General features: G+C 51.9%; 18 protein-coding genes. 1 reads left to right on the plus strand and 17 read right to left on the minus strand.

Going from position 1 to position 19,491, the window contains the following annotated elements; genetic code table 11:
• Positions 1-88: 88 nt before the first annotated feature.
• The 13 genes from PLU01S_RS12475 to PLU01S_RS12535 form a co-directional block, all read right to left on the minus strand.
• Positions 89-493: a hypothetical protein gene (locus tag PLU01S_RS12475; RefSeq protein WP_074825811.1), complete on the minus strand. Its 405-nt coding sequence runs from the start codon at positions 491-493 to the stop codon at positions 89-91.
• A 918-nt stretch (positions 494-1,411) separates the two neighbouring features.
• On the minus strand, positions 1,412-3,616 hold the full coding sequence (locus PLU01S_RS12480; RefSeq protein ID WP_074825816.1) for a hypothetical protein: 2,205 nt from the start codon (positions 3,614-3,616) through the stop codon (positions 1,412-1,414).
• The gene (locus PLU01S_RS12485) at positions 3,616-4,101 is read right to left on the minus strand and encodes a CesT family type III secretion system chaperone (protein ID WP_074825819.1); all 486 of its coding nucleotides are present in this window, start codon (positions 4,099-4,101) and stop codon (positions 3,616-3,618) included. The genes PLU01S_RS12480 and PLU01S_RS12485 overlap by 1 nt, the downstream gene beginning before the upstream one ends.
• Positions 4,102-4,370: 269 nt before the next feature.
• Positions 4,371-4,709 carry a hypothetical protein gene (locus tag PLU01S_RS12490; RefSeq protein ID WP_083397900.1) on the minus strand — a complete coding sequence of 113 codons (339 nt, stop codon included), beginning with the start codon at positions 4,707-4,709 and terminating at the stop codon, positions 4,371-4,373.
• An 18-nt stretch (positions 4,710-4,727) separates the two neighbouring features.
• On the minus strand, positions 4,728-4,934 hold the full coding sequence (gene hrpT / locus PLU01S_RS12495; RefSeq protein ID WP_074825826.1) for an HrpT family type III secretion system protein: 207 nt from the start codon (positions 4,932-4,934) through the stop codon (positions 4,728-4,730).
• Entirely contained in the window at positions 4,931-7,030 is a 2,100-nt protein-coding gene (sctC, locus tag PLU01S_RS12500; protein ID WP_074825828.1) for a type III secretion system outer membrane ring subunit SctC, read from the minus strand. The genes hrpT and sctC overlap by 4 nt, the downstream gene beginning before the upstream one ends.
• Positions 7,031-7,089: 59 nt before the next feature.
• On the minus strand, positions 7,090-7,314 hold the full coding sequence (locus tag PLU01S_RS12505) for a type III secretion protein (RefSeq protein WP_074825831.1): 225 nt from the start codon (positions 7,312-7,314) through the stop codon (positions 7,090-7,092).
• A 75-nt stretch (positions 7,315-7,389) separates the two neighbouring features.
• The gene (sctL, locus tag PLU01S_RS12510) at positions 7,390-7,953 is read right to left on the minus strand and encodes a type III secretion system stator protein SctL (RefSeq protein ID WP_074825833.1); all 564 of its coding nucleotides are present in this window, start codon (positions 7,951-7,953) and stop codon (positions 7,390-7,392) included.
• The gene (locus PLU01S_RS12515; RefSeq protein ID WP_074825835.1) at positions 7,943-8,518 is read right to left on the minus strand and encodes a hypothetical protein; all 576 of its coding nucleotides are present in this window, start codon (positions 8,516-8,518) and stop codon (positions 7,943-7,945) included. The genes sctL and PLU01S_RS12515 overlap by 11 nt, the downstream gene beginning before the upstream one ends.
• Complete coding sequence (gene sctJ, locus PLU01S_RS12520; RefSeq protein ID WP_074825837.1) at positions 8,518-9,324, minus strand: type III secretion system inner membrane ring lipoprotein SctJ; 807 nt, start codon at positions 9,322-9,324, stop codon at positions 8,518-8,520. The genes PLU01S_RS12515 and sctJ overlap by 1 nt, the downstream gene beginning before the upstream one ends.
• A 10-nt stretch (positions 9,325-9,334) precedes the next feature.
• On the minus strand, positions 9,335-9,700 hold the full coding sequence (sctI, locus tag PLU01S_RS12525) for a type III secretion system inner rod subunit SctI (RefSeq protein ID WP_074825839.1): 366 nt from the start codon (positions 9,698-9,700) through the stop codon (positions 9,335-9,337).
• A 37-nt stretch (positions 9,701-9,737) separates the two neighbouring features.
• Positions 9,738-10,640, minus strand: a complete 903-nt coding sequence (locus PLU01S_RS12530; protein WP_074826170.1) for a harpin HrpZ family protein — start codon at positions 10,638-10,640, stop codon at positions 9,738-9,740.
• Positions 10,641-10,702: 62 nt separating this feature from the next.
• Positions 10,703-11,047: a type III secretion system major pilin HrpA gene (locus tag PLU01S_RS12535; protein WP_159435100.1), complete on the minus strand. Its 345-nt coding sequence runs from the start codon at positions 11,045-11,047 to the stop codon at positions 10,703-10,705.
• Between the two features lie 241 nt (positions 11,048-11,288).
• Between PLU01S_RS12535 and PLU01S_RS12540 the strand changes: the two genes are divergently transcribed.
• Positions 11,289-13,742: a type III effector HrpK domain-containing protein gene (locus tag PLU01S_RS12540; protein WP_083397902.1), complete on the plus strand. Its 2,454-nt coding sequence runs from the start codon at positions 11,289-11,291 to the stop codon at positions 13,740-13,742.
• A gap of 68 nt (positions 13,743-13,810) precedes the next feature.
• Here the strand turns inward: PLU01S_RS12540 and PLU01S_RS12545 are convergent, their stop codons facing one another.
• The 4 genes from PLU01S_RS12545 to PLU01S_RS12560 form a co-directional block, all read right to left on the minus strand.
• Complete coding sequence (locus PLU01S_RS12545; protein WP_074825840.1) at positions 13,811-14,722, minus strand: sigma 54-interacting transcriptional regulator; 912 nt, start codon at positions 14,720-14,722, stop codon at positions 13,811-13,813.
• Positions 14,723-14,793: 71 nt separating this feature from the next.
• The gene (locus PLU01S_RS12550) at positions 14,794-15,618 is read right to left on the minus strand and encodes a sigma 54-interacting transcriptional regulator (protein ID WP_074826177.1); all 825 of its coding nucleotides are present in this window, start codon (positions 15,616-15,618) and stop codon (positions 14,794-14,796) included.
• A 733-nt stretch (positions 15,619-16,351) separates the two neighbouring features.
• Complete coding sequence (locus PLU01S_RS12555) at positions 16,352-17,530, minus strand: transglycosylase SLT domain-containing protein (RefSeq protein WP_139208788.1); 1,179 nt, start codon at positions 17,528-17,530, stop codon at positions 16,352-16,354.
• Positions 17,531-18,051: 521 nt separating this feature from the next.
• Positions 18,052-19,092 carry a lysozyme family protein gene (locus PLU01S_RS12560; RefSeq protein WP_074825850.1) on the minus strand — a complete coding sequence of 347 codons (1,041 nt, stop codon included), beginning with the start codon at positions 19,090-19,092 and terminating at the stop codon, positions 18,052-18,054.
• Positions 19,093-19,491 lie beyond the last annotated feature (399 nt).

Here is a 19,491-nt window from a genome sequence, read left to right on the forward strand (position 1 = left end):
ATGAGCTCTTTATTGCTAAAGGTACTCCCGGTCGCAAGCATTCGATCAGGAGTACTACTTGCCTATCTTAACGCTTTAGCGGTGCTCTTCATTTATCAAAGTTCTGCACATTAGCAACATAGGCGTTAGTCAACGCCTGTGCAGGATTCCGTGAGCCGCCCGTAACGATACCCTCTACACTAGTCGCTGCAGTTTTCGTAACTCCTCCAAGCCCACCGGATAGGGTGTTGAGAGCCCCTTCGTCACTATTCCCAATGCCCTTTAAAACGTTACCAAGCCCCGGAACATACTTTAGGTGTTCTCCAGCATTGGCCATCGCGTCTTTAACCGTGCGATTACCCTTGGGCTCCTTCCCAAACGTTACAGGCTCCTGCGTCTGCGTGCAGTTAAAGGCGATGACATCCTCCTTGTTTATCTCTGATTGGGAAGCCCTGGAAGAGCCGGGAGATTCTGGTGATACGCTATCAGATGGTCCTGTTGAATCTATACGCATAGACGGTGCCTCGATCAAATCGACAGGGAGTGCTTCTCAAATGGTTGCCGAACTAAGTGGCATCAGGACATTGTTGGTTCCAAACCAGGCGTTTGATCCCGCAAGAAAAAGCTTGTGGCATACATACCGGCCTGTTCCCCATAGACTCCTCTACTAGCCCCTGAGCCTCTGAGCTCAGCGCTTGGATTAACATGCTGATACGCAGAACAAATCCAATACCACTAAGAGCGCACTTATTGTCCCAGTCATCCAAATAAAGCCGACCGTTTTCGACTTGGGCCTAATACTTCGGTAATGGCGACTTGTCAGGCCCCCATAGCTCTTTGCGATGCCTCATGCCTTTATCGTGGACATAGCTAGACTGGGAGGTAGTAGGAGTTTTGGCGGATTGGGCGAACCACAGCGTTTGTACTGCAGTTGTAATGGCTTCTTTTTAGCGGTTTGCCGGCATCTCCTTCTGATACAAGTGCACCGTAGGGAAGATAGTTATAGTGCTATTGTCCCGGTTAAGCTGATTCGCCATCACTGCGCTACAAGGGTGCATGTGCGGTAGTATCGCTCGGGTCGAGTAATTAACGATTTCTGACTATTCACTATTTACTCGTGCTAGAGATGGCGTAACGCTTACAGATAAGGAAACTTATTTATAGGTCTGTAGAACGTGATTTTTTGACGGCCTGGCAGGATAGTACACAGTAATGATTGGCTCACAGCCCAAGCGTAGGCCCATTGATGACTGAGCTGGCGCAAAGCTAGGCAACCGTCATATGTCGAGGTAGTGCTGAGTATCGGATGTAGGTTAGACAATCACTGAGTACCGGGCATTGAAGTCAATGCCCGGCCTCTTGCTTGTTGTTAAGAAGAGCAACAGTCAACTGGAGCGGTCACTTCGCGCGTTCGCGTCCATGCGAGGTGGTATTAACGTTGTGGCTGTTTGCTTGATTCGCCACGTCCTTGCTGTCCGCTTGACTCACCACGCTCGGCACTCGAGACTGTCTTACCCTTAGAGCTAAGGGTCGCCATCTCATGCTCTTCTGCTGCAGCCGATCCACCGTCTGCACTATTGGCTTGGGCTTCACGGCTCGGCCTGAATAGCGTCTGTGCGCCGCTTCCGATCATCCTTCCGGCGTCTTCTAGCAGACTTGGTGTAGCCTCTAGCATATCGGTGACTGCCGTCTCGGGTATTTCGCCAATACCTTGGAGTACCGTGTAAGCATTTTCCGCCAATCTAGCTACACCATCCTTAGTAGCATGGGTATAGGCGTCCCGTCCCGGGTTGAACACATTAAGCCTCGCCGTATTGAGACGATCAAACCGACCTTGTTCCGGCTCAGGAAGGTTCTTCTCCTTACGCTCTGCCGCCGCGGCCTTCTTATCGGCAGCGGTCTGCGCACCAATCCCAAAACCACCCCACGCCTGAGATAGCAGCATAATGGATTGAACGCCTGTAACGAATCCTGTTACCCCAGCTTTGACAGCAGGAGAGCTGTTTTCTACGGCTTTGATGGCTGGGTCTAATACTCTCTGATAGCCCAGCCCCACCGTCAGGGCAGCAATTTTGTTCTCATACACCTTGCGAGCGCTGGTGTCCGCTGGGTTCAGTTTTGCCCACCCTGCATCGATGGTATCCTTCAGCCTGGCTTTAAGCGGAGCATCGGATGGTTTTTTCATCGTGTGGGCAGGAAGCGCACGTCCATACTGATCTTTCATTTTGGCGTTGAGCCCGTCGGCGCCATGTGTGGCACCCATGAAAAAACCAGCAATGATGGAGCCTAACGTAATAGCACCTGCTTGCTGGGTACTTGTCAGGTCCATATTGCTTGTAATGGCTGCACTTGCTCCTTGAATGCCAGAAAAGAAAGACCAGGCCTTTGCCTCACCCGGCAGAGATCCTGTTTTATTGGCATTCTTGCTCTGTTCATGCTCTTTACGAAGATCTGCGACCTCCTTCTGCGCTGCCTTCATTTCATCTTCGTTACGCTCGCGCACAACACCGTTTTCACTGACAAACTTATTAGGCGCAGGTAAAACTTCCGCAGTATTGATCGGGCGCGTCGCCCCCCCCATTATTTCCAGAACGACCGGTGCCAATAGTTGGGTTCCGATTTCATGTGCAATACCCGTGGTAGCTCCAGCACCAAATACCTGAGCGGCTTTATTGCCTTCCAAACCGGCCAAGGTGAAGGCCCTTACCGTGCCGAGCGCAAATCCGGACAACCATCCCTGACGCGCGCCCTGGCCGATGAATGCCATCCCCTTATTTTTCCAGTCACCACTGACTTTTTGGTATTCATCTACCAATAAAGTTAGTTTTGCCTGATCAACAGCCTTTTTGAAGTCAGAAGAGATATCTTTCTGAAGTCCTTCCAGTTCTTTTGTAGTAGCAGTCCATGGCTTTGCTTCATCCTCATGTCCAATTGCTTTCAGAGAGTGTTCGATCAATGAAGCTTTCTCATGAGCCTGAGCAACCATGTTTGGGACATCGCAGGCTGTTTTAGTCGCATAGGCCGAAAAACTTAGCTCGCTACGCTGAATATTTATCTTGGCCTCTTCAGGCAGCCCATCCATCCTCTTCACTTCTTCGTACTTAGCTGCCTGGTGGGCAAACAACTCTGTTTGTTCCGAGAGAAGCTTTTTAAGCTGCATCGTTAGCGCTTGCATTCTATCCTGATCGGGTTTGGCGCCCTTCAGAATTTCTTTTAACTCCTGAGTCGTCTGCTGCTGTAGCCTTTCTATATTGTCGGCAACTGGATTCTCAAGGCCAAGATCCCTTGCAATCTGGGGGAAACTGACAAAGGCGCTGTCAGGCGAATCCGTTTTTTCCGCATGTTTCTGCAATTCTGCAAGATAGGAACCTTCAAGTTGCATGCGCTCGCTTAAATACTCTTTGCTAGCGACTTGAGGCTTCTTTGCGAATTTTGCCGCCTCGGATCTGAGCTCTGGCGACATTTCAAAAGGAGTCGCGGTAGGCGAAGGGGGGTACGCGCCGGGCATCTGGCTCTGCTCTATCGCTCCTTGGTGTGAGGTAGTTACACCCTCCACCGAGGCCCGTTGAATCTCATCAGTTTCTGACGTATGCACGCCCTGGGCGCCAGCGGCGCGCCCGGTATGGATTGGGAGCATTACAAAGCCCTCCTGGAAAACGAGGTACGTGGCAGCTGCGTTTCTTTGGCGACTACAGGCGTTCGAGGTTTGGACGTTGTATCGCTTAGGAAGAAGTTCTGACGCCATGCGAGAGCGTAGTCCGCCAGTGATCCCATTTGATCCAGAACCGCCTGACCAGTCAGGCCTGACAATGGTTGCGCCGCACTGAGCATCATGTGCCCGGACTGTTCGTTACGGCAGAACGTTACGGGTTTTGCTGAGTTCACCATGTGAAAGTTGGTATCAAGCAAGCGTGACAGCACTTCTTCTCGGCGTTTGTTCGGCAACGAACCGAGATCACAATGAATCACGAGGTGGGCTTGTGCCTGGTTTCCAACTGGGTACATCGAAAAGTCCACGCCGCGAATGGACAGATGTGTCAACTCTTGAGACAAGACAGTTTCAGGAATGAGCGTCAGCTGGCTGATTTCTTCCAGCAGTCGGTGATAGTGTTGCGAAGCCATACTATTGTTCTCCATTGATGTAGCAGTAGAAGTGCTACGCCACCAGGGCATTGCTCCTGAGAAGCAATGCCATCTATGTGGAAGATGGCTTCTATCGGTTCCAATCGTTTGTTCGTTCTTTTCTACATTGAAGGTGCAGTAGGATCACCACCCCGAGTTTCATCACCGAGCAATCGTCTTATTTCAAAAGAAACGAGCCTTACGGCCGGCTGTTTTTCTATCAAATGGGTAGTCACAGCCAGTGACATGCACGCTTAGAACGAGGCGATTTATTCAGTCAGAGATTCAAGCCCAGCAAGAACTAACTGCTGCTGTTGAATACCATCCAGGGATTTAACCGATTCGGAGAGCGTGGGCAGCGCATGCCAAATAGCGAACCCACATCTTGGATCCAGGGATAAAAGGTAATTCTGGTAACGCTCGGCATCAGTAAATCGGCGCGCCAATATCTGGCGGGTTTGCTCGCGGGTAAGTACACCGCGCTGGATACGCAGCGCCATTCCCCACTCCAGATGTTCGCGGCAACTGGCGAAGCAGACTCCCTCTGCTATCGACCAGGTTGCCGCCTGCCCTGCCAACAGCTGGGTGTAAAAGGCGTGCTTTTCCATTACCCGAATCATCCATCTTCAATCTCTTAACGGCACCACCGTGAAGTCCACGTCAGGGTCCCGGTCATTCAAACCCTGCCGCATATCCTGAGGCCACCAGATGACCAGTTGGCGATCTGTCGAATCGGGACGCTCACACGCATAGCCCACACAGCCAGCGCGGCTTGCGCAACCGCTTAATAAGGCGAGTGCGATAAGAGTGATTGCATAGCGGCCACGCATCATTGGATAGCTCTCCGTAGCAGTGAGGGACGACTTTGGGCAGCATTTTTCAAGGACTGCTGGGGCTGGCGCAAGGCAATGAATATTTCGCTCTCCTCACCGGGCTCCAGCCACGCATGAGGCCAGGCCGCTACCGCCATGACCCACCGGCCACCACAGCGGCTCTCATCAATACGCAAGGGCTTTTCGGTCTGATTACGGGCTACCACGACTGCTACGCCCCACTCCTTTCGGGTAAACCATTGGGAGCGCTGCCGATCCAGAACCAGACCATTGGCCGGATCGCACAGGCTGTCAGGCTCAAAAGGCAAGGCGGAGGACAAGGAAAGCCCGGTGGGCGAAACACCGTCTACCAATTGCGTAAAGACCCGCTCGATGTCCCCACGCATAGGCTGGACAAAGCCATCCCGCCGGGTATCAATTCGTTTCATCTGATCATCCACATCATGAGGGTTACCATTTTGCACATAGCGCGCCGGGTCTACCTGATCGCCTATAAGCCGAGGCGTGAGAATGAACAGTCGCTCACGTTGGCTTAGTTCGCGGCTGCGTGATTGGAAAAGCAGCTTACCAAGGACCGGTATATCTCCCAGAAGCGGTACCTTTCTGACACGATCATTGGCTTCCAGCCCGTGAAATCCTCCGATGACCAGCGACCCATGCTCCGCAATCACCGCTTGAGTACTGACGTTTCCCTTGCGAACAGCCGGTTGCTCATCATTAATCTGAGAAACATCGATCTGCCCGTCCTCTATATCAACAATAAGCTGCACTTGGGATTTATCTCCACGATCGAGCGAACGTGGAATCACCTGCAGACTGGTTCCGGCGGTAATAGGCTGGATGTTGGCGACCCGCTCGGCCAACGCGGTGAGGTATTCCGTTCGGCTGAAGTCGATAACGGCAGGCTGGTTTTCCAAGGTCAGAATTGACGGGTTTCCGATAATAGAGGCCGCCCCATTACCTTCCAGGGCGCGCAGATCAGCAGAAAACTTTCCGGCATCTTGAATGAACAACGTGGATGTCGTTCCAGGCTCAAACAGGTTTGCACCTCCGCTTACACTACCGGCATTAAAGTTCCAGCGGCTGGACAGCTGCGCTAGCTCGTTACGGTCAATATCAAGAATTACTGCATCAATTTCGATAACATTCCGTGGAACATCCAGCTGCTTGACGACCTGTTCATACATTGCCTTGCGCTTGGGCAAGTCATAGATAAGGACGGCGTTGTTACGAACATCTGCGCTTACACGGATTCGACTACGAGACGAGCTTTCTTCGCCCTTTGATTTGCGCCCTGAGCGACCCAGGACTTGATCCAGCCCCTGCTCTATCGCACCAAAATCCATGTCGTTTCCCATGCCGCCATAGCTCAACCCAAGAGGGTTCGCGGCCCCTAATCCACTTGAGGTACCGCTTGGGCGTTGCGCGAGGTTAATGCCATTGATCGACTCGCCTCGAGAGCGACTCTCCAACAGTTCTTGAAGAATGCTGGCCACCCCCGCCACGTTCAGCTGCTGATCACGGTAGCGGATGGTTCGGTCAGCGGCATTGGCATACTTCAGCGGCAATACCACGATATCCTGTTTCTCTGCCTTTTCCGGTGCCTCGACTTTCTGGCTGTAGTCACGAATGAACTGCACGTACTTAGCCGGGCCACGAACCAATACCACCCCTTCATCCGGCAGGATGCCCCACCCAAAGCGTGGATCCAAAAGGCCTACATCAGTAAGCGCTTGCTGCAGATCATCAACTGCATCCGGTGACACCTCGATACGTGTAGAGGTCTGCTCCCGTGTCGGACTGACATACAGCGTTTCGTTGTAAACGAACCATTGAAAATGGTTTTCTTGCCCCAGACGGTCTAGAAAAGCCTGAGGGCTGGCGGCTCGAATACGCCCATCTAGGACAGCATCCATTGAAGGCATGTCCAGACTCATGCCGAACTCTTTGGCAAAATCACCAAGCGCCCTGTTCAGATCCGTTTGCCGGGCGTCATAGGCATAGGCCGTATGTTTCCAGCTTTCAGGTACTGCAGCCCATCCAAGAGGGCTGATGACACACAACAACCAAGGCAACCACATCAAGGCCTTTCGCATTTCACGCTCCCTGGTCAAAAAAGAAGGCGGCGCGGTGCAGGAGCCGCGCCGTCGAACGGTCACTGGATTCCGTCGATGATGGCTTTGGTCATGCTGTGCTTGGCCCGTAGCGACTCACCCAGGACCGTGCTGGCAACCGCGCTTTTCCGGCTGGCTTCGTTAAACAGGCGCATGTCTTCAACATCGCATGTATCGGTGGCGATCATGCTGGCCTCATCCATCTCGGATTGTGCGCTCTTGTAAGCGTGATCGAGACGGTTCTGCAGGGTTTTCAAATTGAGCATGATGGGACTCCATCTTAGGGGTTCGGCCCTGAGTGGATCCTGTATGGTAGGTGGTTCCATCTCGTTTGGAGATGGCTACAGCAGTAGGCCGTTGCGCAGGCTTTCCCAGTCGACGTCAAACGAGCCATTTGTATGAGTAAGTCTCAACGACCCCACAGGCAAAGCACTGTTGCTCTCCAGCCGCCACAGCTTGGCAAAGCGGCTGTGTGACAGCCACTCGCCTACTATTTCGGTAAGATCAGGATGACAGCTCAGGGTTGCAGCGACCGCAACGGGTTGGCTGTCAGCCAGGTTGCGTAATAGTGCCCGGATTCGCTCCGGAAGCTGGGTCTCATCCAGCAATCTGGATAGACTCAGATTAAGCAGCTCCTCTACCGAAATCAGTGCCTCTCGCCGAAAGGCCTCCCGCTCTTCGTAGAGCTCCTGAAGAAAGTCATTGGCAACCGACCAGAACTCGCCAACGGCCTGATCGATCAACTGTTGTCCTTCTACCAGAGCCTGCGCTCGAATCGCTTCAGCCTGCTGTTGGGCATGCTCGAGAATATCCTTTGCACGTAGTGCATCAACAAGGTCTTCCCTGCGTAGCACGGGTTCGTTAATGACAGCCGCACCGAGGGACAGAGAGCGCCTAGCCAGCATGTTGAATCTCCATACCTTCTGTTACCTGCCAAAAGACAGCGGGCCAGAGTGTCTGTAGTCTGGAGCAGGCCATGGTGTTGGCGGCTATCACCTTTAGAGGGCTCTCTTCCACGGCGTTTGGCGACCAGTAGAGGCGAACCCTCGACCAGTAACTGACGCCCAACCAGACACCTAGCAATAGGCGCGGATCCAGTGACTTGCTATCTAGCCAAAGACCCGGGCGCAGCGCCTTTGCTACGCTACGACACCACGGCGTGTACTCGTCGTTTACCGATGAATCAGGATGTTCAGGTGAGCAGATGCGGCCTACCAACGATAAGGCGAGTTGACTCTGTGAGTCATCCAGCGACAGCCACTTCAGCGTGTGGGACTCAGGCTCAGGAGGCTGCAGGAAAACAACACCTGCAAATTTTAGGAAGACATCAACACGCTGTATGGCCAGTGTCTCGCAAATAGCTGGCGGAAGCCCTGACTGGTCAATGAAACGGGCCCTCCACTCAGGGTGCGCGTCGCGCCAGGCGCAACACCACCATTGGACCCAGCGTTCGCTGACGTTTGTAGACATCAGATCCGGCTCGGCAAATTAGAGCCGCCTCCGCGCCGCGAGGTGACACGTTGCAACAAGGCCGATCGCCAGTCGGATCGAACCAGCAACATCAGTACGAGTACAAGTAGAACCATTCCTGCCGGGGCTACCCACACCATCCGACTCCAGAAAGCCGCCTTTTCGCTATCCACGAGGAACGGGCCGAGGCTGACCAGTTGCTGAGTATCGCGAAACTCGGCGGCCGGGACGAACACTATGGAAAACTTTTTTGAATCCATCATCGTAGTACCTGACATCCCTGGAATACTGCTTGCAACCATCTGCTGTATACGGCCCCGTACACTGTCTGGATCAAGGGTTACAGCGTGCTTGATAAACACCGCCGCCGAGGCGGGTTGTACAGGCTCGCCCGGGGCAACACGCTCTGGCAGTACCACATGGACGCGGGCCACAATCACGCCGTCGATCTGGGACAGCGTAGCTTCCAGCTCTTGTGACAATGCGTAGATATAGCGGGCGCGCTCCTCCAGAGGGGTGGATATGACACCTTCTTTCTTGAAGATCTCACCCAGACTGGTATGAGTGCGCCGCGGTAACCCTGCCGCATCCAGTATTCTTACTGCGCGGTTGATATGGGCGCTGTCCACGGAGACGACGATACCTGTCTTCTCCGTACGTTTATGCGCCTCGATGTGCTGGTCAGCCAGCGACGCAATGACATCATTGGAGTCCTGCTCGGAAAGTCCGCTGAACAGATCGGTTTCCTGACTGCATCCTGCAAGCAGCAGAATACTGAGCAATAGCGTCGCGACAGACCCTTTCACAATGGCTTACCTACTGCAGGTTGGTCAGTTTATCGAGCGTTTGTGCAGTCTTGTTGACCACCTTGGTAGTAACTGCCATCTGCAATGAGTACGCTGACAGCGCGCGGCTCATCATGGTCATGTCCATAGGGTCATCAGCGCTTGCAGCCGCTTTCATATTGCGCATGGCCTGCTGTGAGAGCTTGTCCGTGCTCTGGACGCGATCCACCAGTGCTCCAGCTACCAGGGCAGGTAATTGCCCTGGCACCGCGGCGGCGGCCCCAGCACTCATCGCTGCGGAAAACAGATCGACGTCCGCCTGTGAAGGCTCCTGAATCAGCCCCTGGTCTATATCAGCGCTTGGCTGCTTTGCTTTGCTAACGGATGTAATCGTCATTTGAAGACTCCAACAGACGGTGTCGATAAAAGGTGGGTCAGCTCGATGCCTGTGTTTGTAAGCCGCCGCCCTGTAACAAGGCCTGCACCAACGCATTCGCGGTTTCCGCTGCACTGCTGTTCAAAGTGTGTTGACCAGCGCCCTGTGGCTGACCATTGCCCACACCACCACCGTTTCCACCTTCGGCGAGGGTCGCCTCTAGCCCTTTCTCGATCAATGCACTTAAGAGTTTGGCAAGCTCATCGACGCTGCCGCCTTGTACGCCACCAGGTGAGCTCTGGTTGCCCAAACCTGCCGGATCACCCAGGCCACCCCCCCCGCCCCCTTGCCCTAGCCCCTGGCTACCTTCCGAAGCATTAGCCTGCAACTGCGAGCCAAGCTTATCGAGCGCTGCACGAAAATCGCCTGTTTCTTGCTCGCTCAAGTAGTTGTCTTCCTTGAGCTCATTTTTCCATGAGCCTGAATCTGGGGGTGGAAAGTCCTTGGGAAACTTGTCCATGAACTCAGCAATCTTTTCCAGCATGGGCATATCACTTTGGGAAAAGGTAGTGCCCTCTCCTTGCTTGGAAAGCAGATCATCCAAGGAAGACTTGGCCAATCCGTTGAGCACTTTGGACATGAGGTCTTGCTGGCTGCCACCGTTAAGGCCTGCGGAATCTGCAGCGCCGAAGTTCGGGCCCAGCTTGTCGCTGATCAGACTCTCCAGACCTTTTTTAAGATCCTCCGGCCCAGATCCCTGTATTCCTTTTTCTTGCATGTGCTGGGCGAGCATTTTTCCCAATGGGGATGACTCATCCAGCGAGCCGCTTTTGGTCAATTCCTGCAAGAGCTGCTTGATCACATCTTCCAGTGACGGCTTACTCTGGGTTTCCTTGGATCCGGTCAGCATTAGCGACTCAATATCCATCCTTGGCAGTTGATTGGGGATCATACTGTTCATTACGGTTGACATAGTTCCTGCTCCTTAAGGCCTGCGCCCCTCAAACCGAGGGGCAGCACGTGTTAGTAGCTGATGCCCTTGGCGTTTTGCGCTGCGGAACTGATCTTCTTGTTAGAGGCATCATCTCGCGCCGACTGGATGGAGTTGAGCGTGTTCTGGATAGCGATCTGGCGGTTTTCCTGGCCTTGCAAGCCAATTAATGCTGCGTTGTTTTCATCGTTTTTCTTCATCTCAGCACGTTGGGCCTCAACCGAGCTGCTAGTACCCGTCATTTCATTCATGGCTTGTTGAGTACTGAAATTAGCCTCGGCCTGATTAGCGCCTTGTACAAACTGGCCACCGGCATTGGTCACGTCACCAACGAAACCCGTAAAACCGGTATTAGGATTATTGACAGGATTAACCATGGCATATGCACCTTTGTAGTGATTCGAGGAATACCAGCATCGTTGCTTGGTGCACATGCGTGGCACCGCCTTAGGGATCGGTTCCATGTCACTTCAAGAAATTCTTCTGGCTGCTCTTACTACCGGCCCCGTATTCACTCTGGCGCTCATGTATAGGAACAAAGCGCTACCTGAATGGAACTGCGCAGCGATACCTGCCACTCAGCCCCCACACTCCGGCTTCCTACACAGGTAAGTATCCATGCGCGTATCCAACCCCACGCCAGGAATGGGAACTATTGCCAATCCAGACGTCAGTTTTGAACTCTCTCCAACGGGCGCGGAACCCAGTGCTGCGCCAGCTGAGCGCAGAGGCAATACCGGTAACATTATTCAGTTCGGTACCAACGCTCCATCCACGCGGCAGACGCTGCCTGGTAACGCGTCGCTTACGCGTGACGGATTAATTTCCCGCCTTGTACAGTTGCTGAAGAATCTGGAACAACCCACCACCCCGTCTACCCAGCCCCCATCAGGGCAGGCCCGGCCAGAATGTCCGGATATGAGCCGTACACGGCCTTCTGTTGAGCAGCCAACGCAAGTAAAAGAAACCGGTACCGTAGGTACAGTCAGCGGTACTGAAACCAGCGATACGCCCACTAAGCCTAAAGCCGCCGATGCGGACTTTCTGGATAACTCCAAGTACTCCGCTCCGGAGGAGCTGAAGAAATACGATGCGCTGGTGGCTCATCTGCCACCGGCGGAACGAGAGCAGGCGGCAAAAGAACTCAATCGCCCGATTGCCGCCGCCAAGATGGCGGCTGAAGGTAAAGAGGGCTCAGCCCAGGCCAAGGATTTCATCGAGGCCAATCCTGCGCTCGAGAAAGCGCTGGATACCAGTAAGCACGGCGGAAAGTGCGATGGCACCATTTCTAAAAACGATTACAAGTCCTTTATCAAGAACATGGAGAACGCTGCAAAGGCGGCATCCAAGGATGTCGAGGCGTATCAAAAGGAAAACCCGGGCGCGGACCCACAATCATTGGCTATGGTCCGCTCCGCCGCGATGCTGCGTGCTAACGAACCGCTAGCCAAAGCAGGTAATCCAGACAAAGAAAAAAGTGTTGGTAAATACATTACTGATGATGCCTTGAAGGGGCTTCAAACAGGGAACCCAGGGCTTTCTCCAAAGCTTGCTCAAACAGCCCAGACCTTTTCACAGCCTGGTTTTCTGCACATGCTTGATCAAGGCGGCTTCGAGGGGGAAGGTCTTGCACTACACAATGCAGACAAAAAGATCAGCACCAAAAACATAGATGATTGGATCAAAAAACAAGCTCCCAAGAATGGTGGCGAGTTCGCATCCATGATGAGCGACGCCGCTACCCGTAATGCAGTGGCTAATGTGGACATCAGTAAACTCAATGAAGATGTCTTCAACCACCCCGACAATTACACGGGTGAGCAAAAAGCCGCCGTCATGATCAAGTTGCAGGAAACGCTCGAGCAAGTCCAGGGAGGAAGCAAGCTAAGAAAAGTAGACAAGACCTCCGAGGCGCTACAGCAAAAAATTGCTCAGTTGCAGACCGACGAAAGCGTTAAAACCTATCTGGACAAGGCAGTTCCTGCGCAGGAAGAGACCTTGATTGCCAGCGACCCCGCCCTGAAAGAGGCAGTCAACGAACGCCACGAGGATCTGATATCTGGTAAGGCACTTGAGCAAGACATGCAAGCCGCCCGGGACCAGGCCGCCAAGGATAACAAAGGCAAGAAGCCTGAAGACTGCAAGCCTGTGGATTATAGCCAGGCTATTGGGCATATGACGGCAGAACTCCAGTTACAAGGAGACCTGAAGGGTAAAGATAACGTACCCACTACCAGTCAGGTCTTGGACCGCCGTCCGGACCTTAAACAGGAAATTGATCGCTCCTATCAGGAGAACTTTGTTCAAGGTAAAGCAGCCGAGAGTGCACTTAAACAGGACCAGAAATCAGACCCTAAAGATGTCCTGTCCCAGGTAGATGCGAAGAAGTTGGCGTATGAAGACGCTATTCCGCAAAGCGCTACGACTGCAGCGCAGAGCGGCTACGCCGAAGCGACCATGAAAGCCTTAACTACCACAGCCAAGGGGGCAAGCGTAATCAAGGACTTGAAGGATGCGGGTACGCTTCCAAAAGATGCTGACGAGAAGAAAATGACAGGTCAGCAGCTGTATTCTCAACTAAGAGACAATGTGGAGAAACAGACATCTGCGTCAGACCTCGGTAAGGGCGGTAAGACCCTGTTAGCTGGCAGCGGCGCTGTTAGCGTAGCTAGCCTTTTATCTGTCTCAGAGCGCTTGAATAACGGAGACACCGCTGGCGCAGCCAAGGCTATTTATGATGGAGCCAAAGGCTCAGCTGAGTTAGGTAAGCTGGGTTATAACGCCGTGGCACAAAGCCTGGGCAAGGATGCCTCTGCCGGACTTGGACGTATGGCGGGTGCCGTCGCAGGACGTGTAGTCGGAATGGTTGCGGGCGAAGCAGCGGGATTGGCAGCCGCCAGTGCCATTGGCGCCGCGGCCGGACCGATTGGCTGGGCAATTGATGCCGTTCTAGCCATCGGCTTTGGTATCAAAGCCATTATCGATGCGGTAAACAAACATAAGAAACAGGAAACATTCGACCACAACGTTGACCCTACGCTGGAGCAGTTCGGGATACCCAAGGCGCATTAATGCGAAAAGCTTCGCCTTCCTTGAGCCGTTCAGCCTGCATAAGTCAGGCTGAACGGTCCAGACGTGATTCAGACATCCAACTCTTTCATACGGTGGTAAAGCGTCCGCCGAGGAATGTCCAGCTCGCGGCTAACTGCATCGATAGAGTGCTGGTTTCGCTTGAGCGATTCCTGAATCAATACCCTTTCGATAAGCCGTAACTGGAACTTGAGTGCTGTAGGTGACTCCCCCTCGCTTACCAACTCGCTGTCGAACAGCGGCAAACCGAGCACGAAACGCTTGGCAGTAGACTTTAGCTCGCGAATATTCCCAGGCCAGTCGTGGTTCAACAGGATCTGGGACACAACCGGATCAACTTTACCGGCTTCGAGTCCAAGCTCTCTCGCCGCACTTTTTAAGAAACGGTAAAACAGTGGAAGAATGCGCTCACGCTGGAGCCGCAGTGGTAACAACTTCACCGTTAGCACATTAAGTCGAAAATACAGGTCACGCCGAAACTCACCCCGCTCGACCAATTCGTCCAGCGGGCGCTGGGCAGACGCGATCACACAGATATCAAGCGGAATCGGTGTAGTCGATCCCAACCGCTCCAGCACACGCGTTTCCAATACGCGCAACAGTTTGGGCTGCAAGGCCAGCGGCATGCTGTCCAGTTCGTCCAGGTAAAGAGTTCCTCCTTGTGCGGCTTCGATGTATCCGACACGAGAACGATCAGCACCGGTATAGGCACCACTCACCACGCCAAACAATTCGCTTTCACAAAGCGATTCCGGAATCGCAGCACAATTCATTGCGACAAAGGGTCCCTTACGCCCTGAGAGCAAATGTATGTGTTGAGCCAATGTATCTTTACCAGAGCCAGTCTCGCCCGCCAGCAACAGATCGACGGCGAATTCGGAAAGGCTCTGTGCAATGACATCTAGATCAGGCAGGTCAGGTGAGACCGCCAATGCTTCATCAAGCAAATCATACTCGCTCATTCTTGACCTCGAATACTTCAAGAGCGCGGGGACATCCCGATGCGAGATTCCTTTCGCCTTTGGGAAGAAAACTAAAGGCCTAACTCCTTTATTCGGTGATACAGCGTACGTTTAGGTATATCCAACTCTTGAATAACCGCATCGAGCTGATGCTTATGTCGCTTGAGCGCATCTTGAATCAGCAGCCGCTCGACAACTTTCAGCTGTGATTTGAGCCCAGCTGGCTCTTCAGAAAGCACAGCATCACAGCCCTCCGCCCCCAACAGCGGAAACCCCAGGACGAAACGCTTGGCCGCTGATTTAAGCTCACGAATATTGCCCGGCCAGGAATGGCTGAGAAGCAATTGGACATAATGGTTGCCCAGGATTGGCGCTGGCTTGTTAAGCTCATTTTTCATGGTTGTAACGAACTGGTCGAACAAAGGCAATATCTTTTCACGCTGCTGACGTAGCGCGGGTAACCGGATGGTTACCATGTTGAGTCGAAAAAGCAGATCTCGACGAAATAACCCTTGTTCCACAAGTTCATCCAACGGGCGTTGCGCAGAGGCGATAACACGAAGATCAACAGGAATAAACTCAGTGGATCCCAATCGCTCAACTCCTCTTATCTCCAGGACACGTAGCAGCTTGGCCTGTAGCGCCAAAGGCATACTGTCGATTTCGTCCAGATAAAGAGTCCCGCCGTCTGACGCTTCTATATACCCCTGACGGGAACGTGTGGCGCCCGTATAGGCTCCGTTTACAGTACCAAATAACTGACTTTCGGCAAGTGCCTCTGGTATAGCAGCACAGTTAAGTGCAACAAAGGAGCCGGACCGCTCCGAGAGATCATGAATTTGTCTTGCTAGCGTGTCTTTTCCTGTACCCGTCTCGCCATAAAGCAGAAGGTCCATTTTAAGATGGTTAAAATCCAGGCCAGCCCCAAGAACGTTGTGCGCGTTATTATTATTACAGTCCGCACGATCTTGTATAGCGGTTTCTGTTTGCATCGACAACTCTCACCTTGAAGGTCGAGAATAGTAATATCTTTGTAACCAAAATCGTCAATATGTGAATTGAGTTGTGTGAATAGGTTAACAAATAGCAAACTATCTTTTTCTTGCTTTTATTAATCAAAACATAGGATTAAAACAGCTATTTGAAACAATAGAAGGTGCAGAAATTAAGGTCAGATGCACCGAGCCTTGCGAAATTAAATAGGGGCTTAAAAATTGGTAGAAGGTAATAAAAGCTTCATATTACCGACATCTCTCTAGACAAAACCTGTACATCATCCAAGGTGTTTTGAATGGATCAGAAGGCCAAGAGTCAGGCAGTAGCAGGGCTATTATCTTTAACAGTGCGGTTTGCTTAGTTTATCAAACATATCTCCATTTTACATTTTGTAAAAGATTAGAATAATTTTCTTGGATGGCTTTTATCAGCGTTTTTTTGGATGGCTGCAGTATTTCGTTGAGGTGGTACGACTCGACATATCATCCTTTTGCTAAAAAGCCGAGCCAGTTCTTGTCGATAGGTTGCCTTATAAATTATTCCGCCTAACAGTTATGAGTATGGAAATAAAATTCCGAATTCACAAATAATTGAATATTAAATTTCAATGGTATTATGTTACACATCATTCGATTAAGGCGTGGCGGCAATAGCCGACTGCCCTTTCTGCATTTCCGACGTATGAACGGAGCTGCCAGAGCGCGCAAGCGTATCAAGATTAGCTGTCAATAGCCTCTCTTTAGCGATGGGAATGACGAGATGCCCCGGCCCGCCTATGGTGTTGCCGTTAACATAGGCAGGGTTTAGCCTCTGTAGTTCCTTTTTGGGGATACCTGATATAAGCGCCAACTGCGCCAGCTCTACAGGACGGGCCAAGCGAACCGTAATAAAGTATGGCTCATCCGCTACAGGCTTCAGCTCTATGGCATGTCCATGAGGCGATTTGACAAGAATGGATAGGGCCAGGAGCCGTGGGACATAATTTTGCGTTTCACGGGGTAAATCCAGATGCCAATAATCGGTAGGAAGCCCTTTCTTGCGATTGGCCTCTATTAAGCGCGATACGGTCCCTTCACCAGCATTATAGGCGGCTAAAGCCAATAGCCAATCACCTCCAAACTGCTGATGTAGACGTGTCAGGTATCTCATGGCCGCGTGTGTTGACGCGATAACGTCGCGCCGCGCGTCATAAAGCGACGTCTGGCGCAAGCCGAAATCTGTACCAGTACGGGGCATGAATTGCCATAGTCCGACCGCCTTTTGACTTGAGATGGCCATCGGGTCATAGGCACTTTCGATCATAGGCAACAAAGCCAGTTCGGCCGGAAGGTCCTTTTGTTCGAGACCTTCAACGATAAAATGCAAATAAGGTGCGGCCTTGCCACTGGCGGTGGTTATGAAACGCCGATTCTGGATTAACCAGTTAAGCTGCTGATTAATCCGATCGTTACGCCCAATCTGGTCCACCAGAACAAACCGACTGCTTACCCTTCCCCAGATGTCAGACCGTTTCTCGTGTAGCATAGGTGGCCGGGAATAGTCAGATACCATGACCGGCTCCTGCCCCTCACGAATGACCAAGCGTGGCGCGCGTGCCTCAGGTAGTTGGACTGAGTCAGTAAGTTGACAACCTGCACATAGAGTAATAGAGAAAAGAAAACCAGCCCGTAGGGAGGCAAAAGGCATACGAAAAAAAGACCGTTCCATGACAATAAGCACCTCAAACCTAACAGTCCTATGTGGCTTGAAGTAGATATCGGTTCCTACATGATTCAGTTTCAGACTTTTAGAGATAATGAGTTTATTGATCACACTTGAATTTCAGCTGTTACTGTAATAATTAACTCTAATGAAATCGCCTGGTTCAGCCAACAACTCAGACACAATCCCTAAGCTTCAGCTCCGGTTCTTCAAGCACATAAACTCTTTCAATTCAGAGAAGCGCTTTCCTCATTCGTTATTTTCAGCCGGCCGGATGTGCTTCCGTTGAGATTTTCGATTTTATTAAAAGTGCTGCGAAGCCGCACAGCCACTCACTTCACGGCTGATCCAGAGGTGATTTTTCATTGGACTGGTAAATATTTTATAAAAGTCACTGAAATAAAAGAGCCGGGTATTTCGCAAGAAACTTTGTGAAGAGTTAGCGCAGCCATGAGACTGAATTATAAATAACCGCACCTCTTGTCCCTTATGCAAAAGGTGCACTCATCCATAATAAATTGAGAGCAACAGCACATCAGTTTGGTAATTACATAGCAACAATTAATGCTTACGCCCGTAGCATTAGTAATAAAATAATAATTGGAGGACCAATTAAGCCCTCCGTGTTTCGCTTATGCTACGCTGCCGCGCAACTCATCCGCGGTCGTTATTACTTTCTGCGCATAGCCCTGAGGGTCGGTGGTTCGCTTGAAAGAATCGATCGAGCCTGGCTGCCAGTTAGGCCCGCCGTTGTATTTCTCCAACTGACTCCGGGTGTCGCCACCCAGGTTGCTCATGATCATAGCGGCCATCTCTACCTGGTCGGCTTTACTAGAATGGTCGTATTCATGACCTGCCTGCAGACGGAACATGCCGGTGTTTTCGCTACGTGTAGCGGCTTCTACCTGCATCACACCGTCGCCATTAGCCATGTTCTGTCCCCAACTGCTCTCCTGCTTAGCTTGAGCTGCAAGCACAAAGGGATCAACTCCATACTTTTCTCCCGCTTTGACGCAGTTCTGCCAAAGACCCTGCGGCATGCCCTTCGGTGCATTACCGGCATTGACTGAAGTGATGCCATTGCCGGACTTCACTGTCTGACCATCACCTGCGTCGTTTGCCCTGGCCTCCCCCTCCTTGCCGCTAGGGCTTTGTGCTGCAAATGAAACATCTCTGGGTTGGACTTCATTACCAAAAGTGACCGAAGTATTGCCTTTCCCTCCGCTGCCTTTTTCACTCCCGGCGGAGTTGTTGGAAGAGGCATGTTGCTGCCCACCTTGCAACAGCATCAGCAATTGTTGAATCAGGGGCTTGAGCATTTCAAGGATATCTTTCAGCGATTGCTCTACAGTATTGGCACCGCTCGGATCCTGTATAGATTTGTTGCTGAAACTGTGATTCAAAGAATTGCTGTCGGCGCCATATAGGCTGCCGAAATTGACGGGGCTGCTATCGCCTAAGCCAAATGAGACTTGCCCATTTTGTCCATAACTACCTTGAGAAAAGCCCATGTTCTGGGAATCCAAGGGCAGTAAGTTCTGAGGAACTGGTCGTTGTATGGATACACTCATGTTTACCTTGCCTCGAAAATGATGGTGCCGCTTAAAACCAATCGGTGAATAGCGCCGGGTTTGTGCATAGGTTTCCAACCTGACCAAGGCCATCCAGCTCATCTGGATTCGTTACCTATTTTAGCAACAGATCTTGCCGGCCCGTTAGTAGCCTAGTTCAGGCGGAGCGTTTGAATGAGTGGTTTATGGTCAGTGCCGGTTCCAAATGTGAGGCAGGCTGCCGAGGCGCTTTGAACAAGCCAAGCTGCGTCCCACACACCACGAGCTCAGCGCGTAGAGACGAAACGTTTAACGGTAATTACGGATAAGGCGATTGCCGTATTCTTGCTCTACCAAAGAATAGCTACATCTTGTGACCTAGACAGACATCGAGACGCTTTCAGATAGTTGAATCAATGCACTCCAGCACCCTCTTTTCATGAGCAAAAAGCTGAATTAGGCACAGCACCTAAAAGACTAGATAAGTTCATTAATGAGAATACCGGACGCCTGATTTCAGAA

It is taken from the genome of Pseudomonas luteola NBRC 103146, assembly GCF_002091675.1.
Lineage (GTDB): Bacteria > Pseudomonadota > Gammaproteobacteria > Pseudomonadales > Pseudomonadaceae > Chryseomonas > Chryseomonas luteola.